Below are 22,611 nucleotides of genomic sequence, written 5' to 3'. Positions count from 1 at the left end.
TCAGAGCGCGCTGAACCAGTCAGGCAGGCGGGTGCGGATGCGCGGCGTGTCCCGGCGCGCGCGTACCACGCCGGGACCTGTCTCGCGGACAGGTTCCGCCGAGATATCGGCATAGGCGCGCGGCTCGGCCTCTTCCCATGGCAACTCCGGCAGCGCCTCGAACTGTTTGAAGAAGCGGCGGCTGTCGGTGCCGGGGTTGAGCCAGGCCTGGCCAGGATTACCCAGGCCCGGCTGGTCGGCCACCTCTCGCCGGTGTTCCGCAGCACGCGCCAGTGCGGCGCTGTTGGCGTATTTCAGATGCACGAGATAGACACCGCGCGGCATGATGAAGGGGAAGCTCTCGACCCGTGCCGGTCGCAGCTGCACCCCGTGCGCCTTGAGACCGATCCTGTTGCGCACCGCCCAGGCCTTGGAGTAATTGCCGGTAAAGACCGCGCTCTGGCGATGGTTCAGGACCGGTTCATCCCCTTGCAACGTGGCGTCCTCGGCCCGTTCGCCCAGGTTCAGGCCCAGCGCAAAGACGGCGCTGCGGCGCTGGCGGGCGAAGAAATCGGTAAAACTGTCGAAACGGGCGGGATCGAGGCAGATCAGCTCATCCGCGTCGGTGCGGATCACCCAGTCGTAAATCTGGTTCAGCCCGTTCTGAAAGGCGTTGAGCATGTCGCCCCGGCGGGTGTCGAACCGGCTGAGATCGTCGCGTGGGATGGTCAGGATGCTGGCGCCGGGACAGATGCGGGCAATCTCGGGGTCGGCGCCATGGGCCACGACGTAAAGATGCTCGGCGCCCAATTGGCGTGCAAAGTGCCGGTACCATTGACCCAGCGCCCAGTGATCGCGGTAAACCATGGTGATCGCACATATTTTCATGCGCTCATTTAGGCAGGCGCGGACCTTTCGGGCAAGGGTCGGAAATTGGGAATTTCCGACCAGGAAAAGATCTTTTCCTGGCCGTTTTCCGTGTCGGAAAACGGTTTCTGCAAGGCAAAAAAGAACCGGCCCTTCAGGGCCGGTCTCAAGGTATCGGCAGGGGCTGATAGCCCTGCACGACGGGGAGTGTGAAGTTAGATCGCCAGATACTCGGCGCGCAGTTCGGCGTTACCGAGCACTTCGGCGGCGCTGCCGTCGAAGACGATCGTGCCGGTATCCAGGATCACAGCGCGGTCGGCCAATTCCAGCGCCCGCACCGCGTTCTGTTCGACGATGATCGTGGTCATACCCTGTTCCTTGATGTGGATAAGGGTCTTTTCGATCTCGTCCACGATGACTGGCGCCAGCCCCTCATAGGGTTCGTCGAGCAACAGAACCTTGATGTCGCGGGCCAGCGCGCGGGCAATGGCCAGCATCTGCTGTTCGCCGCCCGAAAGCGTCACTCCCTCTTGCTTGCGCCGCTCACCCAGGCGTGGGAACAGGTCGTAGAGCCGGTCGATCGACCAGCCGATCGGCGGCGCGATCTGGGCCAGTTGCAGGTTCTCTTCGACCGTCAGTCCGGGGATGATCCGTCGATCCTCGGGCACGAGGCCCAACCCGGCCTGCGCGGCCTCGTAGCTGGCCATTTTGTGCAGTGGTTGATGGTCCAGCCAGATCTCGCCATGGGTCACCAGGGGCGAGCCAGTGCGCGCGATCGAGCGCAGGGTCGAGGTCTTGCCCGCCCCGTTTCGCCCCAGCAGGGCGAGGATCTCCCCCTCGTGCACGTTGAAGTTCACGCCCTGCACGATATAGCTCTCGCCGTAATAGGCGTGCATGTCCCAGACCGACAGGAAGGCGGGCGCCGTGGTGGCCTGGTTGGCGTTCTTGGAGAAATCGGGTTTTACATTCATCGTTTATCCTTTCTCACTCATCTTGTCCGAAAACCGGTTCCCGCTTTTCGGGATGAGTGACGCACTCCCTTACGCACTTTCGCCCAGATAGGCTTCGCGCACCTTCGGATGACCCTTGATGTTTTCCGGCGTGTCCTCGACCAGGGGCGTGCCCTGGGCCAGAACGGTGATCCGCTCGGCCAAGCTGAACACCACATGCATGTCATGTTCGATGATGGCGATGGTGATGTCGCGCTCCTGTTTGATCTGCTTGAGCAGGTCGATGGTGTTGTTGGTATCGGCCCGTGCCATGCCCGCGGTCGGTTCATCCAGCAGCAGCAGGCGGGGCTGCTGGCTCAGGCACATACCGATTTCCAGCCGCCGCTTGTCGCCGCGCGACATCGAGGCCGCGTGCATGTGGCGCTTGTCGGCCATCCGCATCTCTTCCAGCATGTGCATGGCCTGTTCTACGACATCCTTCTGACTGCCGACCGAGGGCAGGGCGTTCAGTTCGAACGCCCCGTCGCGGCGGGCAAAACAGGGGATCATCATGTTTTCCAGCACCGTCAGATCGCCAAAGATCTCGGGTGTCTGGAACACGCGGCTGATACCCATCTGGTTGATCTCAAAGGGCGCGCGCCCCAGAACCGACTGACCGTCGAACATGACGCTGCCACTGTCCGGGATCAGCTTGCCGACCAGGCAGTTGAGCAAGGTGGACTTGCCCGCGCCATTTGGCCCGATGATCGCGTGAACGGTGTTTTCGGCCACGCTCAGGTTGACATCGGACAGCGCCTGAAGGCCACCGAACCGCTTGCCCACATTCTTGACTTCGAGAATTCCCATGGTTCCGGCTCCTTATTCCGCAGGCTCGTGCTTGGTCTTGGCCTCACCCGAGCGCTTGCCCCGGTTGCGCAGCCAGTTGCCCAGCCTCTGGCCGCCTTCCACAAGGCCACCGGGCAGGAAAATCACCACCAGCATGAACAGGATGCCCAGCGTCAGGTGCCAGCCCTTGCCGATGAACGGGTGCACGATAAAGACCATGAAATCCTCGATCCCGTCGGGCAGGAAGCTGAACCACTGGTGCAGGATCGTGTCGTTGATCTTCGAGAAGATGTTCTCGAAATACTTGATGAAGCCCGCGCCCAGAACCGGCCCGATCAGGGTTCCCGCACCGCCGAGGATGGTCATCAGCACCACCTCGCCGCTTGCGGTCCACTGCATCCGCTCTGCGCCCGCCAGCGGATCCATCGCCGCCATCAGGCCTCCGGCCAGACCGGCATACATGCCCGAGATGACGAAGGCCGCCAGGGTGTAGGGCCGCGGATTGAGACCGGTATAGTTCATGCGCTGCTGGTTCGACTTCACCGCCCGCAGCATCATGCCAAAGGGCGAGCGAAAGATGCGGATGGCCAGGTAGAACATGACCATCATGATCACTGCGCACAGGTAATAGCCCGCGTTGAAATCGAAGCTCCAGGCGCCGAGGTCGAGCTTGTAGGTCGAGCGCATTGACAGGCCAAACAGATGCGGCATGTCGGGCAGGCTGTCACGGTGGAAGATCTGCGGGTCGTCGGCATAGACCTGAAGACCGGTTTCCCCGTTGGTCAGGTTGAACTTGGGGTTCGACAGCACCGAATAGGCCAGCGCAAAACTCATCTGCGCAAAGGCCAGTGTCAGGATCGAGAAGTAGATGCCCGAGCGTCGCAGGCTGACATAACCGATCAGCAGCGCGAACAGCGCGGCCACGACGACACTCAGCGCGATGGCCGGGATCACGTTGTAGCTGAGCAGCTTGAACATCCACACGGCCGAGTAGGAGCCGACGCCCAGGAAGGCCGCGTGACCAAAGCTGAGATAGCCGGTCAGGCCGAACAGGATGTTGAAGCCGATCGCGAAGATGCCGAAGATCACGAACCGCTGCATCAGGTCGGGATAGCCCGCGTTGAACTGCGCCATGGCGCTTCCGGTCGGGAAGGGGTTCAGGATGAACGGCGCCAGCAGGGTGAGGATCGCCACGATGATCAGAAGCGAGGTGTCTTTCTTGTCCAGTCCCAGCATGGGTTAGTCCTCCATCACGCCCTTGCGGCCCAACAGGCCCCGAGGACGGGTCAGCAGAATGATGATTGCGACCAGATAGATGATGATCTGGTTGATGCCCGGGATGGTGGTGGTGGCCCAGGTGGTCGAGGCAAAGCTTTCCAGCACACCCAGCAGGAACCCGGCAGCGACCGCGCCCGGCAGGCTGCCCATGCCGCCGACCACGACGACGACGAAGCTGAGCACCAGGAAATCCATCCCCATGTGATAGTTGGGCGGGTTGAGCGGCCCGTACATGACGCCCGCCAAACCGGCGACACCGGCGGCGATGCCGAACATGATGGTGAACCGCTTGTCGATATTGATGCCCAACAGGCCCACGGTCTCGCGATCCGCCATGCCTGCGCGCACCACCATGCCGAATGTGGTAAATTGCAGAAAGGCAAAGACGCCGCCGATGATCACCGCTGCAAAAGCGAAATAGACGAGGCGCCAGATCGGATAGATGATTGCGTTCGGATCAAAGCCCAGCATCAGCCCGATGTCGAGCGAGCCCTTGAGCGCCGAGGGTTCCGGCGTCTGGATCGGGTTGGCGCCGAAGAAATACTTGATGATCTCCTGCAACACGATGGCCAGGCCAAAGGTCACCAGGATCTGGTCGGCATGGGGGCGCTTGTAGAAATGCTTGATCAGCCCACGTTCCATCGCATAGCCGATGAACAGCATGATCGGGATGGCGAAAATGACTGCCAGCGGCACCGACCAGTCGATGATCGCGGCGCCGGTCTCGGGCCCGAACCAGGAATGAACATAGGGCGTATCGACTTTCAGAGGATTGCCGAGGAAATCCTTCTGTGTTTCATCGATGGTCTGAAAGCTCAGGTTGAGAATGCGCTGCAGCATGACGGCGCAAAACGCCCCGATCATGAACAGCGCACCATGGGCGAAGTTGACGACGCCCAGTGTCCCGAAGATCAGCGTCAGGCCCAGCGCAATCAGCGCATAGGCAGAGCCCTTGTCGAGCCCGTTTAGAATTTGCAGCAGGATTGCGTCCATCGTCCCCACCCTTGGCTGGTACTGATTGCTCTTCCCGATGCGTGATCGGGAAGAGCAAGGTCACGACATTTCAAGACTTGTCGTCGAAAGGTCCGGTTGCCTGATCAGGCGCCCGGGTTGCACTGACCTAGCGTGGCCTCGTCGCCACCGAACATCGGGTGGTTCGGCGGATACATGACCTGCTCGACCGGGGTGACCTCGACGATTTCCAGCGTGTCATAGGCGTTGGTCGGGTTCTGCGCACCGCGCACCACCAGAACGTCCTTGAAGCACTGATGGTCTTCGGCGCGATAAAGCGTCTTACCGTTGCCCAGTCCGTCGAATTCGAAGCCTTCCAGCGCCTCGACCACACCGCAGGGGTTGAAGGTTCCGGCCCGCTCGCAGGCATCGGCATAAAGCAGAACCTGAGCATAGCAGGTCTGGGCCGAGTTCGACGGCGGCTTGCCGTATTTCTCGCCGAACGATTTGACGAAGGCGCGCGAGCCCTCATTGTCGAGCTGCCAGTTGTAGTTCATCGAGCCCAGAACGCCCTTGATGTTGTCGCCGGCACCGGCGGCCATCAGTTCCGAATAGAGCGGCACGACGATCTTGAAGTCCTTGCCGTTGGCGACCTTGTCCAGCAGGCCGAACTGGATGGCGTTGGTCAGCGAGTTGACCATGTTGCCGCCATAGTGGTTCAGAACCAGCACGTCGGCGCCCGAGTTCAGGACCGGCGCGATGTAGGACGAGAAATCGGTCGAGGCAAGCGGGGTCTTGACCGTGTTCACGGTTTCCCAGCCCAGTGCCTCGGTCGAGGCCACGATCGACTCTTCCTGGGTCCAGCCCCAGTTGTAGTCGGCGGTCAGGTGATAGGCGCGGCGATCTGCGCCCATCTCCTTGGCCAGCACCGGCGCCAGCGCGGCACCCGACATGTAGGCGTTGAAGAAATGGCGGAAGCCATTGGCCTTGCGGTCCTTGCCTGTGGTGTCGTTGGCATGGGTCAGGCCGGCCATGAAGATCACGCCGGCATCCTGGCACAGGCCCTGCACGGCCACGGCCACGCCCGAGGACGAGCCGCCGTTGATCATGATGGCGCCGTCCTTTTCGATCATCGACTTGGCCGATGCGCGGGCGGCGTCCGACTTGGTCTGGGTGTCGCCGGTCACGAACTGGACCTTCTTACCCAGGATGCCGTTGCCCTTGAGTGCCTTCGAGGTGAAGGTGTTCAGGCATCCGCCGTCGCCCATCCCGTTCAGATGCTCGACCGCCAGCTGCTGGGCCAGCAATTCGTCATTGCCTTCATCCGCATAGGGGCCGGTTTGGGGCACGTTGAAACCCAGGGTGACGGTGCCACCGGTGGGTTCGTTGGTATAAGCGGCGGCCGAAGAGGCGGTGAAGATCGTCGGCAGGGCCACACCGGCCCCGGCAACCGCACCGGTCTTGAGCACGCCCCGACGCGTGACTTGGTTCTTGGACATGTTTTCCTCCCAAAAGATTGCGTGCGCGGCGGCTCCTCTTCCGCGATGCGCAGGCACATGTGTGCAAAAGCAGTATGGTGGGGGATTGGAAAATTACGCAATAACCCCTTTAAACCGAAAGAAAATTCTGTAAATCTCTCAACACGGATTCTGGGGGTGATGTAAAAAACCTTATGTCGCGCCGCAGAAACCCGTTGATTTTTATTCACATTCCGGGAACGGGATACCATGGCACGCGACACATTGACGGGCAGTCGAATCCGCGAGCGGCGGCTGATGACCGGCCTCAGGCAGGCCGACTTGGCCCGCAAGGTGGATATTTCCGCCTCCTATCTCAACCTGATCGAGCACAACCGGCGCAGAATCGGCGGTAAACTGCTGGTCGATATCGCGGCTGCACTGTCGGTCGAGCCTTCGATGCTGACCGAGGGTGCCGAGGCGGCGTTGCTGGCGACGCTGCGCGAGGCGGCCGCCGATGCCGGTTCCACCGCCGCCGAGGCGGACCGGGTCGATGAATTCGCGGGCCGCTTTCCTGGCTGGGCCGAGGTTCTGGCGCGGCTTTTCCGGCGCGTCGGGTCGCTGGAACGCACGGTCGAGACTTTGTCTGATCGGCTGACGCATGACCCGCATCTTGCCGCGTCGCTGCACGAGGTGCTGTCGACCGCTGCCGCGATCCGCTCGACGGCGGCGATTCTTGCCGAACCGGGAGAGCTGGAGGCGGAATGGCGGGACCGGTTCCATCGCAACCTGCATCAGGACGCCGAGCGTCTGGCAGAAAGCTCTAAATCGCTGGTGGGCTGGCTTGACGACAGCGAGGCGGGCGAGGATCGCACCGGTGTCCCGGTCGAGCAGGTCGAGGCCTTTGTCGCCGGACGCGGTCACCATTTCACCGAACTTGAAAAGGGCGGCTCGGTTGCGGATGTGCCGCTCGAGAATCTGGCCTCGGGCGCCGCGCGCGAAATCGCGCGCTCGATGCTTGCGGTCTATGCCGCCGATGCGCGTGCCATGCCGCTGCCCGAGATGGTCTCGGCGCTGGATGTTCTGGGGCTCGATCCGGTCGCGCTGGCGCGACGCTTTGGCGTGGGGCTGCCTGCGATGTTCCGGCGCCTCGCCAGCCTGCCCGAAGGCGTGTTGCCACACGAAGCCGGGCTGGTGATCTGTGACGCCTCGGGCAGTATCCTGTTTCGCAAGCCGGTGACCGGTTTCGCCTTGCCCAGGCATGGCGAATCCTGCCCGCTCTGGCCGCTTTACGCCGCTCTTGGCCGACCGCTTGCCCCGATCCGCCGGCGAGTGTCGCAGCTGGGGCGAAACGCGGCAGAGTTCGATTGCCTTGCCGTCGCCTGGCCTGAAGGTATGCCCGATTTCGACAGTGATCCGGTGATCCGTTCCATCATGCTAATTCTGCCGGTGCCCACTGCCGAGCGCGGACGGCAGGCGGCGCAGCCGGTCGGCGCATCGTGCCGTGTGTGCCCTCGCCGCGATTGCGCCGCGCGCCGTGAACCATCAATCCTGTCCGAAGGGTTTTGACAGGCCCCTGACCGCGGGTCTAATCTGAAATCGGGAAAACGAGCGGGCAGCAGTCCGCCACCTTTTGGGGGAGGAAGGGGCAAGGATGAGCCGACGGCTTCTGCTGATCGAAGACGAGCCTAACATCGCCGAAGCGATCCGTTTCCTGCTGACGCGCGATGGCTGGCAGGTTGAAACGCACGAGGACGGGGCGGATGCGGTCGAGAAGATCACCACCGCCGCGCCTGATCTGGTGATCCTGGACGTGATGCTGCCGGGCAAGAGCGGCATGGATATCCTGCGAGAATTGCGCGAACGAGTTGCGACGCGGGATCTGCCGGTGCTGATGCTGACCGCGCGCGGCCAGTCGCGCGATCGCGACATGGCGGAAAAGGCCGGGGTCAGCCGGTTCATGACCAAACCCTTTTCCAATGCCGAGGTGCTGACAGCGGTGCGCGATCTGCACGCGCAGGCATCGCGCCCATGAGCCGGTCCTCAGGCGAGGGGACCGGGCGCGACCCTGTTCAGCCGCCGCCCGTGTTTCTTGAGCGGCAAAGCTATCGACGCCGCCGCCTGATGGATGCTGCGCGCCTGTTGCCGCTGATGGGGGCGGCGCTGTTTGCCGTTCCACTGCTCTGGCCATCCGAGGGAGCAGGCACCGTGCGGATGTCGGCGGCCATCACATATGTGTTCGGCGTCTGGGCCATCCTGATCGCGGTCAGCGCCCTGTTCGGACGCGCCACGCGTCAGAGTGGCGGTCATCAGATCGGGCAGGAGACCGAGCGGTGACCTCTCTCAACGTCCTGGTCGCGGTCTGCATGGCCTATGTGATCCTGCTGTTCGGGGTCGCATTTGCCGCGGACCGGTTGTCCTCGACTGGGCGCACAACCTGGCTGCGCTCGCCGCTGGTCTACACCCTGTCGCTGTCGATCTACTGCACGGCATGGACCTTTTATGGCGCCGTGGGTTATGCGGCGCGGTCGGGGCTGGAATTTGTCACCATCTACCTGGGGCCGACGCTGGTGATGATCGGCTGGTGGTGGGGTTTGCGCAAGCTGGTGCGGGTGGGCCGCTCGCAGCGGGTCACCTCGATCGCCGACCTGATCTCGTCGCGCTATGGCAAGTCGAACACGCTGGCGGTCTGTGTTACCCTCTTGGCCGTGATCGGCGTCACCCCCTATATCGCGCTGCAACTCCAGTCGATCACCCTCAGTTTCAATATCTTTGCCGAGGCCGATCCGGTCAGCCGCCCCGGCGAGGGTTCCAGCGCCTTCTGGGTGGCGGGCGGACTGGCGGTGTTCGCGATCCTGTTCGGAACCCGCAACCTGGACGCAAACGAGCGCCATCATGGTGTGGTCACCGCCGTCGCCATCGAGGCTATGGTCAAACTGGTTGCATTGCTCGCGGTGGGCATCTTCGTGGTCTGGGGTATCGCCGGCGGTCTGGGCGATACATTCGCCCGCATCGACGCCTCGGAAATCGGAGTCTGGCAGGTCGACCACGGGCGCTGGGCGACCATCACCTTTCTGGCGGCGGCGGCCTTTGTCTGCCTGCCACGCATGTTCCAGGTGATGGTTGTCGAGAACGATGACGAACGTCATTTGCGCACCGCCGCCTGGGCCTTTCCGCTTTACCTGATGCTGATGAGCCTTTTCGTGGTCCCCATCGCTGTGGTCGGGCTGGAGATCATGCCCGAGGGGTCCAATCCGGATATGTTCGTGCTGACGATCCCGCTGGCACAGGGGCAGGAGACACTGGCCATGCTGTCCTTTCTGGGCGGGTTTTCCTCGGCGACCTCGATGGTGATCGTGGCGGCCATGGCATTGTCGACCATGGTGTCGAACCATATCGTGATGCCGATCTGGCTGAACGCCCAGGGCAGCGGCGCCTCGGTCTCGGGGGATGTTCGTTCGGTGGTGCTCTATGCCCGGCGGGTGTCGATCGCAGCGGTTCTGGCGCTTGGCTATTTCTACTATCGCCTGTCGGGTGGCGGCGCGGCGCTGGCCTCGATCGGGCTCATTGCCTTTGCCGGTATTGCCCAGATCCTGCCAGCGCTGGTGGGTGGTCTGTTCTGGCGCGGCGCCACCCGCACCGGTGCGCTGGTCGGGCTGACAGTGGGATTTGTTCTCTGGCTCTATACCCTGCTGCTGCCCGGAATGGGCGCCGGGGTGATCGCGCCTTCGGTGATGGAGTACGGGCTCTTCGGCCTCTCGTGGTTGCGCCCACAGGCGCTGTTCGGCATTGATGGGCTCGACCCGATGGTGCATTCGGTGATGTGGTCACTGTCGCTGAACACCGCCGCCTTCTGTATCGCTTCTCTGCTGAGTTTTCCCAGCCCGCTGGAGCGGTTGCAGGGCGCGCAGTTCGTCAACGTGTTCGACCATTCCGCCGGGCCGCGAGGGTGGACCGGGTCCGTTGCGCAAAGCGAGGACCTGATGATCATGTCGCAGCGGATCATGGGCGCGCGCGAGGCGCAGGAGTTCTTTCATTCCGAGGCGGTGGCGCAGGGCAGCCGCGCCTATCTGCCCGAGCCGAACCCGGCCTTTCTGGAGCGGCTGGAGCGGGAACTCAGCGGTTCGGTCGGGGCGGCCACGGCCCATGCGATGATCGGTCAGATCGTCGGCGGTTCGTCGGTCTCGGTCGAGGACCTGCTGGCGGTGGCCGATGAATCCGCGCAGCTGCTTGAGTATTCCAGCCGGCTTGAGGCGAAATCGGCCGAGCTGAGCCGCACCGCACGCAAATTGCGCGAGGCAAACGAGAAACTGACCCAGATCTCGCTGCAAAAGGACGCGTTCCTGAGCCAGATCAGCCACGAATTGCGCACGCCGATGACCTCGATCCGGGCGTTTTCCGAGATTCTGCGCGATACCGACGGACTCGAGCCGGTGGAAAAGACCCGCTACGCCACCATCATCCATGACGAGGCGCTGCGACTGACGCGGCTGTTGGACGACCTGCTGGACCTGAGCGTGCTGGAAAACGGTCAGGTCACGCTGAACATGGGGCAGGGGCGGTTGGTGGATATCCTCGACCGCGCCGTGGCGACGGCGTTGACGGGCACAGACAGGGCGCTGCGGGTGCGGCGTCATCGCGGGGCCGAGCGGATTGCGCTGCGCACCGATCTGGACCGGCTGTCGCAGGTGTTCATCAACCTGATTTCGAACGCGCAGAAATATTGCGATGCGGCCGACCCCGAACTGACGATCACCGTGCATGACGTGGGCGGGCGGATCGTGGTCGACCTGATCGACAATGGTGGGGGAATCCCGCTGGATGCCCGCAAGATGGTGTTCGAGAAATTCGCACGTGTCAGCGCCGAAAAGGCCGGCGGAGCCGGCCTGGGCCTGGCGATCTGCAGCGAGATCATGCAGCGGTTGGGGGGCGATGTCAGCTATCTCTCGGGGCAGGAAGGCGGCGCGTTCCGTGTCAGCCTGCCGGTCGGCATGGAAATTGCTGCGCAGTAGATCGTCGTAAAGAGCTTGGTAACGCTTGCCGCGCTACACCTGTCTGGTGACTGAGGCGGAGCGGCAGGCAAAGCGCATGTGATGGCGACGGACACGGAAAACAAGACGGTTCTGGAGCGGAAACTGGCCCTGGCACGGGACGAGCGGCAGGGCGACACCCGCTCGATCCTGCGGGCGTTGCGCTTGGCGCTGGCCCGCGCCGCGGACGAGGCGGTGGGGCTGGCCATGTCGGTCATCGGGGCGACCCAGGCCCGGCGCGAGCTGGACGAACTGGGCCGCGCGGTGGCCGAGGACCGGCTTTACCTGATGCTATCGGGGCCAGAGGGCGCGTTGGGAGCGGCCTGTATCGATCGCGCTTGCGTCTCCGCTATACTGCAACAGCAGACAATTGGGCAGGTTGTGGCCGGGGGCGGTGTCGAACGCTCGTTCACCGGAACCGACGCGGCCATGGTGGCGCCGCTGTTCGATGCGCTGCTGCCGCGGGCCCATGACATGGTCGAGCAGCCTGCCGACCGCGCCTGTCTCGCGGGGTTCGAATTCTGTGCGCGTGCGGAAAGCCGCAGGGCCCTGTTGCTGTTGCTGGAAAATGATCTTTATCGGGTGTTCGATCTGACGGCCGAGATTGCCGGAGGCAAGGCCCAGGGGCAGATCACCCTTATCCTGCCTGAGCGGTCCGAGGCGGATCTGGCTGTCGCCGAAGGGGCGACCGCATCCAAGGGCCGTCATCTGGACACGGCCTTTGGCGTGGTCCGGGCCGAGCTGGATGCGGTGATCTCGCGCATCCGCCTGCCTCTGGCTGCCTTTGCCGGGATGCAGCCCGGCGACCTGCTGCCGCTGGTGGGGCTGAAGCTCGACAAGACCGAAATCGTAACCATCGAGGGACGGCAGGTGGCGCTGGCCCGGTTGGGCCAGTGCCGGGGCATGCGGGCGGTACGGCTGAACGAGAAACTGCCCGAACCCGAACGGATTGAACAGGGGTCTGACGGGTTTCTGGCACACAAGCCCAGCGATGGGCCGAGGCCTGAAACTCCGTCGGAGCCGGATGTGATCGACCACGAGACGCACCCGCGCGCGCGTGCACGCCGCCGCGCCGAGGATTACGAGGATGTCGATCCCGATACCGAGAGTGAAATGGATGCTCTCTCGGAATACGACCTGCCTGCGCTGAGCGCCGACCAGGTCGCTTCGGAAATCGCCGAACTGGCGGGGTTGCAGCAAGAGGAGGAGGTGGCCCAACCCCGCTAATCCGGTGGGGAAGGCGGGATTAGCCCTGTGCTGCCGCGATTTCTTCCAACCGTGGACGCAGTGCGTCGAGCTGATACCCTGCCGCTGCAGTCTTGCTCAACACTGCGTCGGCGCCGAGCGCGCCGCAGTGACCCAGCGCCCAGACCACGGAACACCGGGTACCCGAGGCGCAATAGGCCAGAACCGGGCCGCTGGCAGTCTCGGCCAGCGCGCTCTGCCGCGCCACGTTTTCCGGTGTCATGGTTTGATGGGTCAGCTCCAGCACCTCGAAATCCAGCCCCGCCGCGCGCGCGGCCACGCCGATGGCTTCGGCCTGATGGCTGGGCGGCACCTCAGCATCGGGGCGGTTGCAGATGATCCGGGTGAAACCGGCGGCTGCGATGGCGGGAATGTCCTCGACCGAAATCTGCGGCGAGACGGCGTAGCGGGGGGTGATCGGTCGAATATCCATATCCGCTCCTTAGGCCGTTGCCGCAAGCCTGTCCAGTTGCGTGCCGACGCGAGGTGCAAGCGCCATGCCCGCCAGCATCGCAACCAGGAAAATCAGCCCGCCGACACCACCATAGCTGAGCGAGGCGATGGCCGGGCCGGGGCACAGCCCGGCCAGGCCCCAGCCCATGCCGAACAGCACCGATCCGGTGATTAGGCGATGATCCATTTCGGGTCGCGGCAGCGCCGGAAAGCTGCCACCCGCCAACGGTTTGCGCCCCTCGGTCAGGCGCCAGGCCAGCAGCATCGGCAGGATGGCGCCGCCCATCACAAAGGCCAGCGTCGGGTCCCAGTCGCCGAACACATCCAGCCAACCCTGTACCTTGCGCGTATCGGTCATGCCCGAGACAAAGAGACCGCCGCCAAACAGCGCCCCGGCGACAAGCGAAATCAGCAAGCGCATCAGATCACCCCCAGGACATGGCGGAAGATCGCCAGCGTCAGACCGCCGGCAAGGATGTAGAACACGGTCGCCACGATACCACGCAGCGAGAACCGCGAGATGCCGCAGACCCCGTGGCCAGAGGTGCAACCATTGGCGATACGGGTGCCGACCCCGACCAGCAGGCCTGCGGCCACGATGACCCAGATATCGCTGGTCACATGCGTGCCGATCTCGACACTGTAGAGCGGCCACAGCACCAGCGGCGCCACCACGACGCCGAAGAGGAACACCGCCCGTTCAACCCAGTTGCTGCGGCCGGTCCCGTCGATCAGGCCGCCCAGAATGCCGCTGGCCCCCATGATGCGGCCATTGCCCAGCAGATAGACCGCGCCGCCAGTGCCGATCAACAGCCCGCCGACCAGACCCCAAATCCAATCCGTTTCCATTATTACCATGTTCCCTGTTCGCGCTTGATTGGACTGCCGGTCAGAGCTTGTTGACCGGCAGTTTCAGAAAGACATTGCCCTGTTCATCGGCTGGCGGCATCTGGCCCGCGCGCATGTTTACCTGCAACGAGGGCAGGATCAGCCGCGGCATGCCCAGCGTTGCATCGCGTGCGTCGCGCATCTGGACGAACTCCTCGACGCTGCGGCCCTGGCCGATATGGATGTTCAGCGCCTTCTGCTCGCCCACCGTGGTTTCCCAGGCATATTCGTCACGTCCCGGCGCCTTGTAGTCATGGCCGACAAAAATGCGGGTTTCGTCCGGCAGGGCCAGAATCTTCTGGATCGACTGGTAGAGCGTTGCAGACGAGCCGCCGGGGAAATCGCAGCGCGCGGTGCCAAAGTCGGGCATGAACAGCGTATCGCCAACAAAGGCCGCATCACCGATCACATAGGTCAGGCAGGCCGGCGTGTGGCCGGGCGTGTGCAGCACGTCGCCGCGCATCTGGCCGATGTGGAAACTGTCGCCCTCGCGGAACAGCGCGTCGAACTGGCTACCGTCGCGCTGGAATTCGGTGCCCTCGTTGAACACCTTGCCGAACGTGTCCTGCACGACGGTGATGTTGGCGCCGATACCGATCTTGCCGCCCAGCCGCTCTTGCAGATAGGGGGCGGCGGACAGGTGATCGGCATGAACGTGGCTTTCGAGGATCCACTCGACATTCAGACCCTCTGCGGTGACGTAGTCCACGATCGCATCGGCAGATGTGGTGTTTGTCCGGCCAGAGGCGTGGTCGAAATCCAGAACGCTGTCGACGATGGCGCAGGCGCGGCCGTCGGGCTCGCGCACCACATAGGACACCGTAAAGGTGGCTTCGTCGAAGAAGGCTTTTACGAAGGGGGTCATGAGGGACTCCTGTTGGTTTCTCGGATCATATGGTAAATTGTGAATATGATGCAACTCCCATGTGCCACTTTTCTATATCCTGGGCGTTTTGATGTCGGTCAATGTGCGCGAACGGGTGCTGTGCAAGGATGAGGCAATCGCCACGAAAACAGGCATATCCGCCCTTTCGGCCGGGAGATGGGGCCGAATGTCCGGGAAATTTCTTAAGCCTGTTACGCGGCTGTGGCAGATTCGGTTCCGATACAGGGGAGAAGATACATGACAGCACAGGATCTATATCACGCCGCCGAACGTCTGGAACGACGCGTTACGGGTGCGCCGCTGAGTATCCGGCTCGAGGTGCAGCCGGAATTCAGCCGGGTCGTGGACCGCATGCGGCAGCATGGGCTGAAGGTGCCTGCGCGCCTGCGCCAGCTGGACGCGGCGCTGTGCGAGGATGCGGTCGAGGCGCGGTTCGACAATATGCCGGTCTGATTTACAGGTCTGGGCGCGTCGCGCTCAGCCCAGCGAAATCCCGACCATCACCATCATCAACCCGATGACGGACAGGAACAGCGCGCCCAGGTTCCACGGCAGCACCGCCTGAACTGCGGCGCGTAGTTCATCGTCGCTCAGCCCTGCCTTGCGGGCACGGTTGACGCGCAGGATGCACCAGACCAGCCCGGCCAGCCCGAGCAGCGACAGGGCGGCGCCCGTCCAGATGATGATGTCGAACAGCATGACCGCGCCCCGTCTGTTACGCCAGTTGCGCGCCCGCGTTACCGCATCGGCCCATCCGGCGCAACCGGCGGGAAATGATCCTTGCAGGCGAACCGGCGCCGCGATATCCCGCTTGTCGCCGCATAACGCACCGATGGAGGTCGCACCGATGGATCAGCCCCAATCAGACGCCAATTACGGGATCGCCGCAGGCGAGTTGCGCCAGTTCATCGAACGGATCGAGCGACTGGAGCAGGAAAAGAAAGACATCGCCGACCAGCAGAAAGAGGTGATGGCCGAGGCCAAGGCGCGCGGTTACGACACTAAGGTCATGCGCAAGATCGTCGCCCTGCGCAAGCGCGACAAGGACGACATCGCCGAGGAAGAAGCGGTGCTGGAGATGTACAAGGCGGCGCTGGGTATGGCCTGAGTCGCGCGCCCGATGGCCCGTCCGCAACAGGACGGGTCAGGGGGCGATGAACTGCACGCCCGGAATGCGTTGCAGGTTGAAGACGTCTTCGTCGTATAGCTCGGTCAGCTGGTCGACCAGTTCATGGGTCCAGCCGGGCAGGTCCAGCTCTTCCTCGACCGCATCCTCCAGCGCGTATTTGTCGAGAAAGGCGGCGATGACCCGGCGTTTCTGCATCTCGCTCAATTCGGGGTGTTCGGCCAGATAGGCACGAAACCGCTGCATGCCCTCTTTGGACATGATCTCGGACAGGAGCGAGAAACCGCCCACGATCTTGTTGCCGTGTTCCAGTCCTGCCATGTCGCGGATGATCTGGGCCCAGATCAACGGCGTATCCTCGTTGCACCATAGGGTCAGTTGCACGTTGGGCGCCGCGGCGCGGATGCTTTCGACCATGCCGGACCAGTGCAACTTGTGAAGGTCCATCCCCTCCATCGCCTGGGTCGCGCCCTTGTCGGGCAGGGAACCCAGCACATCGGGCACGAAACTGGCCGGGTTTCGGATCGCCATGAACATCTCGACCTGATCGTAGGCAAAGATGGATTGCAGGTTCGCCATGCGGGTTGCCGCGCGGGGATAGAACATTCCCTTACCCAGGGCCGACCAATGAGAGCCAAAGAAATTGGAATCCGAAAAGATCACCCGGTCGGCCACCTCGCCATCCAGGATCGCCTCCATCAACACTTCGCGTGCCTGTGGTTCGGGTTCGGCCTCGTCCAGCGCGGTCAGCACGTTCTTGAACAGGGCGCGATACTGCGCCGGTCCGGGAACCATGATACCACGTTGAGAGAACGGCTCCTTGTTGCCCAACAGGCATTTGATCAGCCGATCATCGTCGGTGCCATGTGCTCCGGTATGGAATACCACCTGCATCGGTTGCCGGGCTTCCTTTTGAAAAACAAACAGATATTTTCCTGACTACAAGCTCGCAGCTGGCCAGTCAAACGCTTGCCGTGAGGCTGTATTCGGACAATTTCGCCTAGCGGTCGAGATTTCCATCTTGCAGTCGGGCGTGCCTGCGATTAATCGGAAGCTGTTGCCCCTATAGCTCAGCTGGTAGAGCAACTGATTTGTAATCAGTAGGTCCGCGGTTCGAGTCCGTGTGGGGGCACCATCAAAACATACAGAGTTCAACGTGTTGATGGTCGCCCGCGTCGGTGAAGACCTTTGGTTTGTTAGACGCTGCAACAACTCTACAACAATCGGCTTCTTTTTCAGGGGTCTACCGCCGCTGTCGTGCAACGTGATAACGATAGCCCATGAGCAAACGACCACCGAAAATCACAGAACGTGACTACTGGCCGACAATCCTTGAGCGATTGTCGAACTAGGCTCGAAAAGGCATGGCTCCCACGACTGCGGCAGGAGAGATTGCCAAAGAGTTAGGCTGTGAGATGGTCACAGTCTACCACACTATGCAACGTTGTGACGTTCCCAGCTATCCATCAACTGATCGCGCCCGGGCAGAAGCACGGGCTCTCGTGACATTGCTGCGCAATGCACTGCCGGGCAGTGATCGAGATCATGTTCGGCAGGCTCAAGGATTGGCGGCGTGTGGCGACCCGCCATGACCGATGCCCCGAGGTGTTCCGATCGGCCATCGCCCTCGCGGCGACCGTCATCTATTGGTTATGAAGCCTGACCCTAGGGGCACCTCAGTTTGCCCACAGTAACTGCAACATAGTTCTTCGCCACAGTGTTCCGGGACATGGGTAGGAACTCAGCAACCAATGTTACCGGGGATTATTGAGCAGGGATACCCCTGAGGCCTGTGCGGGTTTCGATGAATAGCCAATTGTCAGGTGGGAAGAAAGTAAAGAGACTGTAGGCGGCTAACTGAAGCAGTAGAGCAGCTAATCCAAGTGCAACCACCGATCTGCGCAGGCTGGTTCGGTTTGCGAGCAACAAAAAAGAAACCAACTGGCCGACGCAAATGGAGAGCATAAATGTACCGATGTCGAGCGCAAGAAGATTGCGTCCCAAGATTGCTGTGTAAGAGGTAAAGATCGCGACAATCAGCGTTGCTGTTATTGCAAGGCTAAAGCCTCTTGCGCTCAGCATCTCCAGCCGGCCCAGATTTGGTGGCAATGGCATGATGCAGGCCCAAAACAATCCTGGCCAAAAGGCCAGCTTCAAGTGCTCCCAAATAGACTCGTTAACTGCAGCCAGTAACGCCAGAGGTTTCCATTCGCCGCACCATGAGAAGGCAAAATGCATCGCCGATCCAAGTAGGATCATGCAAATGGCCCCGGTCAATTCGAGCCAGAAGATGTGCTTTGCCTCGCGCAAATTGCTCAACCTTCAACGAGCGAGTCGGTTACTCAGAACACAGTAATTGCCCCACACTGTTTGTGACACACTTCTTCAACACAGTGTTTTCGGGCACAGTTAAAGACTGAGTGTTTTCATTCGGGTTCAGGTCCCACGGTCAATATCTTGCCATTGCTCCAAACCAGCGCTTCATAGCACACCTCTGCGCCAGCGCCGCCGCACCAGCCTCCGTCACGTCCAATCAGAAGGATACGGTCAGGACCCCAATCAATGAGACGCCAACCTGTTGCCTGCCATGCCATCGTCTCACCGTTCACGATGAGATTAAGCATGCAGCCACCTGTCCCGCAGTAGAGCGACGCGGCGGAAGAGCATGCGTATTGGCTTTCGTCCACAAGTTCCGCGTTCACGGTCCCAAACTGAGAGCGCAGTTCGATCTCAGTTACAGCATCGCCCTGATCAAACTCGCCGTTTTCCGAGCTCTGGCAATCTGCTGCCGCACGGTCGATGAGTTGTTGCGCTTCGGGAGAGACCGCCATTGCGGAACCAGCGCTCACAGCAAGCGCCACCAAAGCAGCCAAAACCTTTTGGACCATCTGTCAATTCCTCCCGTTCATTTCAATCAGCTACACGTTGTCTTGCGAGAGCCAAAGCAACCGTAACACACTCTTTGCCCCACAGTGTTTGTGACATGGTTCTACAGCACAGTGTTTGGGAAGACGGTCGATGACAGCGTGACGTGTGGCGACATCGGCAACGGCAGAAATGTTACGATGGGCGGTCATCTGATGGTTTTAGTCAGATGTCTCGGTTGAGCCCAGATGTATGAACCGGCTGCTGTTCGCACGTGAGGTTTTGCACGTTCTCGAAAGTCGCTGATATGTATTCGGCCTTTGGATCGGTCCGCGGGCCGTGGCCTTATTGGGGTTACGCTCGCACCGTAGTCTCATTAGCGGACAGGCCGTTGTAGCCATCTGGGCTCTCAGACTCTGGGAGCGTTTGGTTTCCGTTCCATGCTTTCTCTGGTTCGCGAACTCCTTCGGATCGACATTCAGCGCTTTCTGCCGCGTTTCAAGGGTGTTGGCAGGTGAGCAAACCAAATGCGGACATTCCCGTGCCATCCTCCTTGATTTGAAATTCCTTGTTTCAAAGCCAATACCCGCCTACGCTTTCTTCATACCTACAATTTTTTGCGTCGCGTGTCCGGCTGGCTCACGCCGTCGTGCCGAATTTCATGCGTCTCGGCCGCGCCAGATTTCAAGGACTTACGCTCATGACCGCTCCTCTCCTCTCCGCCGACCTCATCTCCCTGCTGCTGGCCGAGGCGCAGACCTCGCTCCTGTCTTCGCTGAGCTTTGGCCCGGAAGACGATGGCGACGAAGGCAACGAAGGTGATGAGGGCGACGAAGGCAACGAGGGCAACGAGGGTAACGAAGGCGACGAGGGCAACGAGGACGACGAAGGCAACGAAGGCGACGAGGGCAACGAGGCCGACGAGGGCGACGAAGGCAACGAGGACAACGAAGGCAACGAGAGCGACGAGGGCAACGAGGACAACGAGAACGACGAAGGCAACGAGGACAACGAGGGCGACGAAGGCGACGAAGGCGACGAAGGTAACGAGGGCGACGAAGGCGACGAGGTGGCCGGCGGCGCCGACGAAGGCGACGAGGGCAATGAAGCCGACGAAGGCAACGAGGGCAACGAGGGCAACGAGGGCAACGAGGACAACGAAGGCAACGAAGACGACGAAGGAGACGAAGGAGACGAGGCCGACGAAGGCGACGAGAACGACGAGGACAACGAAGGCGACGAGAACGACGAGAACGACGAAGGCAACGAAAGCGACGAGGACAACGAAGGCGACGAGAACGACGAAGGCAACGAGGGCGACGAGGGCAACGAAGGCGACGAAGTCGGCGACGAGGGCGACGAGAACACAGGTTTCGGCCAGGAGGGCGACGAAGGCGACGAGGCCAACGAGGGCAACGAGAACGACGAAGGCAACGAGGGCAACGAAAGCAACGAGGGCGACGAAGACGACGAAGGCGACGAAGACAACGAAGGCGACGAAGACAACGAACGCGACGAGGGCGACGAGGGCGACGAGGGCGATGAAGGTGACGAAATCGCCGACGACGCATTTGAACGCGGCAGCGACGAAGGCAATGAAGGAGACGAGGACGACGAAGGTAATGAAGACAACGAAGGCGAGGAAAATAACGACAGGTTCGACAGGTTCGACGAACCCAACGACGAAGGTCACTTCAATTTCGACAGGTCAACAGCCGATAGCGGCGACGAAGACGACGAGGGTGACGAAGATGACGAAAACAACGAAGGCGATGAGGGCGACGAATACGTAGATCCCCAGGACGCCGCCGACGAGGGCGACGAAGACGACGAAGGCGACGAAAACGACGAAGGCAACGAAGCCAACGAAGACGACGAAGGCGACGAAGGCGACGAAGGCAACGAAGCCAACGAGGGCGACGAAGGCGACGAGGACGACGAAGGCGACGAAGGCAACGAAGGCGACGAGAACGAGATCGACGCTGCTGCCGGCAATGACGAGGGCGACGAGGACGACGAGGGCAACGAAGGTGACGAGAGCGTCGATGCCTTTGGTGACGACATCGAGGACGACGACGAGAACAACGAGGGCGACGAGGACGACGAACGCGACGAAGACGACGAGGATGACGAATCCAATGAAGGCGACGAAGGCGACGAAGGCGACGAAAACGATGAGGATGACGAGGGCAACGAAGGCCCCTACAGCGAGTCTGCTCTGAACGACGGGGGTGACGAAGGCAACGAAGATGACGAAGGCGACGAGGACAACGAAAACGACGAAGCCGACGAAGGCGACGAAGGCAACGAGGACAACGAAGGCGACGAGAACAACGAAGGCAGCGAGGGCGACGAAGACAACGAAGGCGACGAAGACGGGGGATTCGACGGCGACGAGGGCGACGAGGATGACGAGGACGATGAAGGCGACGAGGAAATAGAAGCCAACCTTGGCGACGAAAACGACGAAGGTGATGAAGGCAACGAAGGCAACGAAGAAAACGAGGGCGACGAAAACAACGAAGGCGACGAAGACGACGAACACAATGAGAACGACGAAAACAACGAGGGCGACGAAGGCGACGAAGGCGACGAAGGCGATGAATTCGACGAGGGCGACGAAGGCGACGAAGATGTGACTGTCGGCGCGGATACCGGCGACGAACACGATGAGGGCGACGAAAACAACGAGGGCGACGAAGGCGACGAAGCCGACGAGGGCGACGAAGGCGACGAAGGCGACGAAGGCGAAGGCTTCACGTTCGAGTCCAATACCGGAGATGAGGGCGCCGAGGACGACGAAGGCGACGAAGGCGACGAGGATACCTCGGACAATTCCGGTGACGAGGGCGACGAGGGAGACGAAAACGACGAAGGCGACGAGGTTACAGCCTTAGGAGAAGAAGGCAACGAAGGTAACGAAGGCGACGAAAACGACGAAGGCGACGAGGGCAACGAAGGCGACGAGGTCGACGAGGAAAACTACGGCAACGAAGGCAATGAAGGTGACGAGACCGCGGCCGACGACGGCGACGAGGATAACGAGGACGACGAAAACGACGAGGGCGACGAAAACGACGAAGGCGACGAAAACGACGAAGACGACGAGGACAACGAAAACAACGAAGGCAACGAGGGCGACGAGGGCGACGAGGACGACGAAGGCGACGAAGGTGGCAACGGCCTGAACGAGGAAACCGGCGACGAAGGTGACGAGCGCGACGAAACCGACCCAGGCAGCGCAAACGACGAAGGCGACGAGGACGACGAGGGCGACGAGGACAACGAAGGCAACGAAGGCAACGAAGGCGACGAATTCGACGAGGACAACGAGCTCAACGAGGACGGGTCCCCGGACTCTGGCGACGAGGCCGATGAAGACAACGAAGATAACGAAGATGACGAGTTCGACGAAGATAACGAGGGCGACGAGGGCGACGAGGACGACGAGGACGACGAAGGCAACGAGGGCAATGAGGGCGACGAGGCCTACGACGACCACGACGAAGGCGACGAAGGGGATGAGGCCGACGAGGGCACCGAAGGGGACGAAGGGGACGAGGACGACCTTATCGACGTGATCGATGACGTGGTCCAACTCACCGAAGAGGGCGACGAAGGCGACGAACTCGACGAAGGCGACGAAGGTCAGGCCTTTACCGGATTCGGTTTCGACGGCGACGGTCAAGTTATAATCGCGCCAGACAAATCCTTGACATTTGCCCTCGTGGTTCAAGGCAGTGACGAAGCCGACGAAGGCGACGAAGATGACGAAGGCGACGAGGACAACGAAGGCGACGAAGGCGACGAG

General features: G+C 61.7%; 23 protein-coding genes and 1 tRNA gene. 10 read left to right on the top strand and 14 right to left on the bottom strand.

Annotated features, from left to right (window positions below; translation table 11 throughout):
• From AC2FL1_RS16315 to AC2FL1_RS16290, 6 genes are all read right to left on the bottom strand, one after another.
• A complete protein-coding gene (locus AC2FL1_RS16315; protein ID WP_496877662.1) occupies window positions 1-867 on the bottom strand; it encodes a glycosyltransferase family 2 protein in 867 nt (288 codons plus the stop codon).
• 194 nt (window positions 868-1,061) lie between these two features.
• Window positions 1,062-1,817, bottom strand: a complete 756-nt coding sequence (locus AC2FL1_RS16310) for an ABC transporter ATP-binding protein (RefSeq protein ID WP_496830562.1) — start codon at window positions 1,815-1,817, stop codon at window positions 1,062-1,064.
• 69 nt (window positions 1,818-1,886) lie between these two features.
• Window positions 1,887-2,642: an ABC transporter ATP-binding protein gene (locus AC2FL1_RS16305; protein WP_496830560.1), complete on the bottom strand. Its 756-nt coding sequence runs from the start codon at window positions 2,640-2,642 to the stop codon at window positions 1,887-1,889.
• A 12-nt stretch (window positions 2,643-2,654) separates the two neighbouring features.
• Entirely contained in the window at window positions 2,655-3,857 is a 1,203-nt protein-coding gene (locus tag AC2FL1_RS16300) for a branched-chain amino acid ABC transporter permease (protein WP_496859308.1), read from the bottom strand.
• A gap of 3 nt (window positions 3,858-3,860) precedes the next feature.
• Window positions 3,861-4,892: a branched-chain amino acid ABC transporter permease gene (locus AC2FL1_RS16295; RefSeq protein WP_044027955.1), complete on the bottom strand. Its 1,032-nt coding sequence runs from the start codon at window positions 4,890-4,892 to the stop codon at window positions 3,861-3,863.
• Window positions 4,893-4,996: 104 nt separating this feature from the next.
• The gene (locus tag AC2FL1_RS16290; protein WP_496825035.1) at window positions 4,997-6,349 is read right to left on the bottom strand and encodes a substrate-binding protein; all 1,353 of its coding nucleotides are present in this window, start codon (window positions 6,347-6,349) and stop codon (window positions 4,997-4,999) included.
• Between the two features lie 228 nt (window positions 6,350-6,577).
• On the opposite strand from AC2FL1_RS16290, the gene AC2FL1_RS16285 reads away from it, so the two are divergent.
• The 5 genes from AC2FL1_RS16285 to AC2FL1_RS16265 all read left to right on the top strand — a co-directional run bounded on the left by AC2FL1_RS16285 (window position 6,578) and on the right by AC2FL1_RS16265 (window position 12,564).
• Complete coding sequence (locus AC2FL1_RS16285) at window positions 6,578-7,876, top strand: short-chain fatty acyl-CoA regulator family protein (RefSeq protein WP_496825034.1); 1,299 nt, start codon at window positions 6,578-6,580, stop codon at window positions 7,874-7,876.
• 85 nt (window positions 7,877-7,961) lie between these two features.
• The gene (locus tag AC2FL1_RS16280) at window positions 7,962-8,342 is read left to right on the top strand and encodes a response regulator transcription factor (protein ID WP_496825033.1); all 381 of its coding nucleotides are present in this window, start codon (window positions 7,962-7,964) and stop codon (window positions 8,340-8,342) included.
• Window positions 8,339-8,644: a hypothetical protein gene (locus tag AC2FL1_RS16275; RefSeq protein WP_496877661.1), complete on the top strand. Its 306-nt coding sequence runs from the start codon at window positions 8,339-8,341 to the stop codon at window positions 8,642-8,644. The genes AC2FL1_RS16280 and AC2FL1_RS16275 overlap by 4 nt, the downstream gene beginning before the upstream one ends.
• The gene (locus tag AC2FL1_RS16270) at window positions 8,641-11,319 is read left to right on the top strand and encodes an ATP-binding protein (RefSeq protein WP_496825031.1); all 2,679 of its coding nucleotides are present in this window, start codon (window positions 8,641-8,643) and stop codon (window positions 11,317-11,319) included. The genes AC2FL1_RS16275 and AC2FL1_RS16270 overlap by 4 nt, the downstream gene beginning before the upstream one ends.
• Before the next feature lie 81 nt (window positions 11,320-11,400).
• Complete coding sequence (locus AC2FL1_RS16265; protein WP_496877660.1) at window positions 11,401-12,564, top strand: FliM/FliN family flagellar motor C-terminal domain-containing protein; 1,164 nt, start codon at window positions 11,401-11,403, stop codon at window positions 12,562-12,564.
• A 19-nt stretch (window positions 12,565-12,583) separates the two neighbouring features.
• On the opposite strand, the gene AC2FL1_RS16260 is transcribed toward AC2FL1_RS16265, so the two are convergent.
• The 4 genes from AC2FL1_RS16260 to AC2FL1_RS16245 are packed head-to-tail and all read right to left on the bottom strand — an operon-like array spanning window position 12,584 to window position 14,788.
• Window positions 12,584-13,015, bottom strand: coding sequence for a protein tyrosine phosphatase family protein (locus AC2FL1_RS16260; protein WP_496825029.1), 432 nt, complete (start codon window positions 13,013-13,015; stop codon window positions 12,584-12,586).
• 9 nt (window positions 13,016-13,024) lie between these two features.
• Entirely contained in the window at window positions 13,025-13,456 is a 432-nt protein-coding gene (locus AC2FL1_RS16255) for a DUF6691 family protein (RefSeq protein ID WP_496825028.1), read from the bottom strand.
• Window positions 13,456-13,884 carry a YeeE/YedE family protein gene (locus tag AC2FL1_RS16250; protein WP_496825027.1) on the bottom strand — a complete coding sequence of 143 codons (429 nt, stop codon included), beginning with the start codon at window positions 13,882-13,884 and terminating at the stop codon, window positions 13,456-13,458. The genes AC2FL1_RS16255 and AC2FL1_RS16250 overlap by 1 nt, the downstream gene beginning before the upstream one ends.
• A gap of 40 nt (window positions 13,885-13,924) precedes the next feature.
• A complete protein-coding gene (locus AC2FL1_RS16245) occupies window positions 13,925-14,788 on the bottom strand; it encodes an MBL fold metallo-hydrolase (RefSeq protein ID WP_234182998.1) in 864 nt (287 codons plus the stop codon).
• 258 nt (window positions 14,789-15,046) lie between these two features.
• Between AC2FL1_RS16245 and AC2FL1_RS16240 the strand changes: the two genes are divergently transcribed.
• Entirely contained in the window at window positions 15,047-15,262 is a 216-nt protein-coding gene (locus AC2FL1_RS16240; RefSeq protein WP_496825025.1) for a hypothetical protein, read from the top strand.
• Between the two features lie 24 nt (window positions 15,263-15,286).
• Here the strand turns inward: AC2FL1_RS16240 and AC2FL1_RS16235 are convergent, their stop codons facing one another.
• On the bottom strand, window positions 15,287-15,508 hold the full coding sequence (locus AC2FL1_RS16235) for a hypothetical protein (protein WP_439653283.1): 222 nt from the start codon (window positions 15,506-15,508) through the stop codon (window positions 15,287-15,289).
• A gap of 148 nt (window positions 15,509-15,656) precedes the next feature.
• Here AC2FL1_RS16235 and AC2FL1_RS16230 point away from each other — a divergent pair, with 148 nt between their 5' ends.
• Window positions 15,657-15,917 (top strand): DUF2312 domain-containing protein, encoded by a 261-nt coding sequence (locus AC2FL1_RS16230; protein WP_011046781.1) that lies wholly within the window; start codon window positions 15,657-15,659, stop codon window positions 15,915-15,917.
• A 36-nt stretch (window positions 15,918-15,953) separates the two neighbouring features.
• On the opposite strand, the gene AC2FL1_RS16225 is transcribed toward AC2FL1_RS16230, so the two are convergent.
• Window positions 15,954-16,829, bottom strand: a complete 876-nt coding sequence (locus AC2FL1_RS16225; protein WP_496825024.1) for a hypothetical protein — start codon at window positions 16,827-16,829, stop codon at window positions 15,954-15,956.
• A 165-nt stretch (window positions 16,830-16,994) separates the two neighbouring features.
• Between AC2FL1_RS16225 and AC2FL1_RS16220 the strand changes: the two genes are divergently transcribed.
• Window positions 16,995-17,070, top strand: a tRNA-Thr gene (locus AC2FL1_RS16220).
• Window positions 17,071-17,453: 383 nt separating this feature from the next.
• Window positions 17,454-17,591: a transposase gene (locus tag AC2FL1_RS16215; RefSeq protein ID WP_496877659.1), complete on the top strand. Its 138-nt coding sequence runs from the start codon at window positions 17,454-17,456 to the stop codon at window positions 17,589-17,591.
• A 108-nt stretch (window positions 17,592-17,699) separates the two neighbouring features.
• Here the strand turns inward: AC2FL1_RS16215 and AC2FL1_RS16210 are convergent, their stop codons facing one another.
• Both AC2FL1_RS16210 and AC2FL1_RS16205 read right to left on the bottom strand, forming a co-directional pair.
• Complete coding sequence (locus AC2FL1_RS16210; protein WP_496877679.1) at window positions 17,700-18,212, bottom strand: DUF6512 family protein; 513 nt, start codon at window positions 18,210-18,212, stop codon at window positions 17,700-17,702.
• 149 nt (window positions 18,213-18,361) lie between these two features.
• Window positions 18,362-18,823, bottom strand: coding sequence for a hypothetical protein (locus AC2FL1_RS16205; protein WP_496825022.1), 462 nt, complete (start codon window positions 18,821-18,823; stop codon window positions 18,362-18,364).
• A 677-nt stretch (window positions 18,824-19,500) separates the two neighbouring features.
• Between AC2FL1_RS16205 and AC2FL1_RS16200 the strand changes: the two genes are divergently transcribed.
• Window positions 19,501-22,611: ICP22 family protein (locus tag AC2FL1_RS16200; RefSeq protein WP_496877658.1), on the top strand; the 3,111-nt coding region annotated here is incomplete at its 3' end.

Source organism: Ruegeria sp. YKSF070 (genome assembly GCF_059612725.1).
The sequence above is the reverse complement of the archived record's forward strand: the minus strand, read 5'-3'. Positions and strand labels throughout refer to the sequence as shown.

Coding starts and splice junctions, on each gene's coding strand:
- AC2FL1_RS16315 (WP_496877662.1), bottom strand. CDS start 867: ATGAAAATATGTGCGATCACCATGGTTTACCGCGATCACTGGGCGCTG.
- AC2FL1_RS16310 (WP_496830562.1), bottom strand. CDS start 1,817: ATGAATGTAAAACCCGATTTCTCCAAGAACGCCAACCAGGCCACCACG.
- AC2FL1_RS16305 (WP_496830560.1), bottom strand. CDS start 2,642: ATGGGAATTCTCGAAGTCAAGAATGTGGGCAAGCGGTTCGGTGGCCTT.
- AC2FL1_RS16300 (WP_496859308.1), bottom strand. CDS start 3,857: ATGCTGGGACTGGACAAGAAAGACACCTCGCTTCTGATCATCGTGGCG.
- AC2FL1_RS16295 (WP_044027955.1), bottom strand. CDS start 4,892: ATGGACGCAATCCTGCTGCAAATTCTAAACGGGCTCGACAAGGGCTCT.
- AC2FL1_RS16290 (WP_496825035.1), bottom strand. CDS start 6,349: ATGTCCAAGAACCAAGTCACGCGTCGGGGCGTGCTCAAGACCGGTGCG.
- AC2FL1_RS16285 (WP_496825034.1), top strand. CDS start 6,578: ATGGCACGCGACACATTGACGGGCAGTCGAATCCGCGAGCGGCGGCTG.
- AC2FL1_RS16280 (WP_496825033.1), top strand. CDS start 7,962: ATGAGCCGACGGCTTCTGCTGATCGAAGACGAGCCTAACATCGCCGAA.
- AC2FL1_RS16275 (WP_496877661.1), top strand. CDS start 8,339: ATGAGCCGGTCCTCAGGCGAGGGGACCGGGCGCGACCCTGTTCAGCCG.
- AC2FL1_RS16265 (WP_496877660.1), top strand. CDS start 11,401: ATGGCGACGGACACGGAAAACAAGACGGTTCTGGAGCGGAAACTGGCC.
- AC2FL1_RS16260 (WP_496825029.1), bottom strand. CDS start 13,015: ATGGATATTCGACCGATCACCCCCCGCTACGCCGTCTCGCCGCAGATT.
- AC2FL1_RS16255 (WP_496825028.1), bottom strand. CDS start 13,456: ATGCGCTTGCTGATTTCGCTTGTCGCCGGGGCGCTGTTTGGCGGCGGT.
- AC2FL1_RS16250 (WP_496825027.1), bottom strand. CDS start 13,884: ATGGAAACGGATTGGATTTGGGGTCTGGTCGGCGGGCTGTTGATCGGC.
- AC2FL1_RS16245 (WP_234182998.1), bottom strand. CDS start 14,788: ATGACCCCCTTCGTAAAAGCCTTCTTCGACGAAGCCACCTTTACGGTG.
- AC2FL1_RS16240 (WP_496825025.1), top strand. CDS start 15,047: ATGACAGCACAGGATCTATATCACGCCGCCGAACGTCTGGAACGACGC.
- AC2FL1_RS16235 (WP_439653283.1), bottom strand. CDS start 15,508: ATGCTGTTCGACATCATCATCTGGACGGGCGCCGCCCTGTCGCTGCTC.
- AC2FL1_RS16230 (WP_011046781.1), top strand. CDS start 15,657: ATGGATCAGCCCCAATCAGACGCCAATTACGGGATCGCCGCAGGCGAG.
- AC2FL1_RS16225 (WP_496825024.1), bottom strand. CDS start 16,829: ATGCAGGTGGTATTCCATACCGGAGCACATGGCACCGACGATGATCGG.
- AC2FL1_RS16215 (WP_496877659.1), top strand. CDS start 17,454: ATGCACTGCCGGGCAGTGATCGAGATCATGTTCGGCAGGCTCAAGGAT.
- AC2FL1_RS16205 (WP_496825022.1), bottom strand. CDS start 18,823: ATGGTCCAAAAGGTTTTGGCTGCTTTGGTGGCGCTTGCTGTGAGCGCT.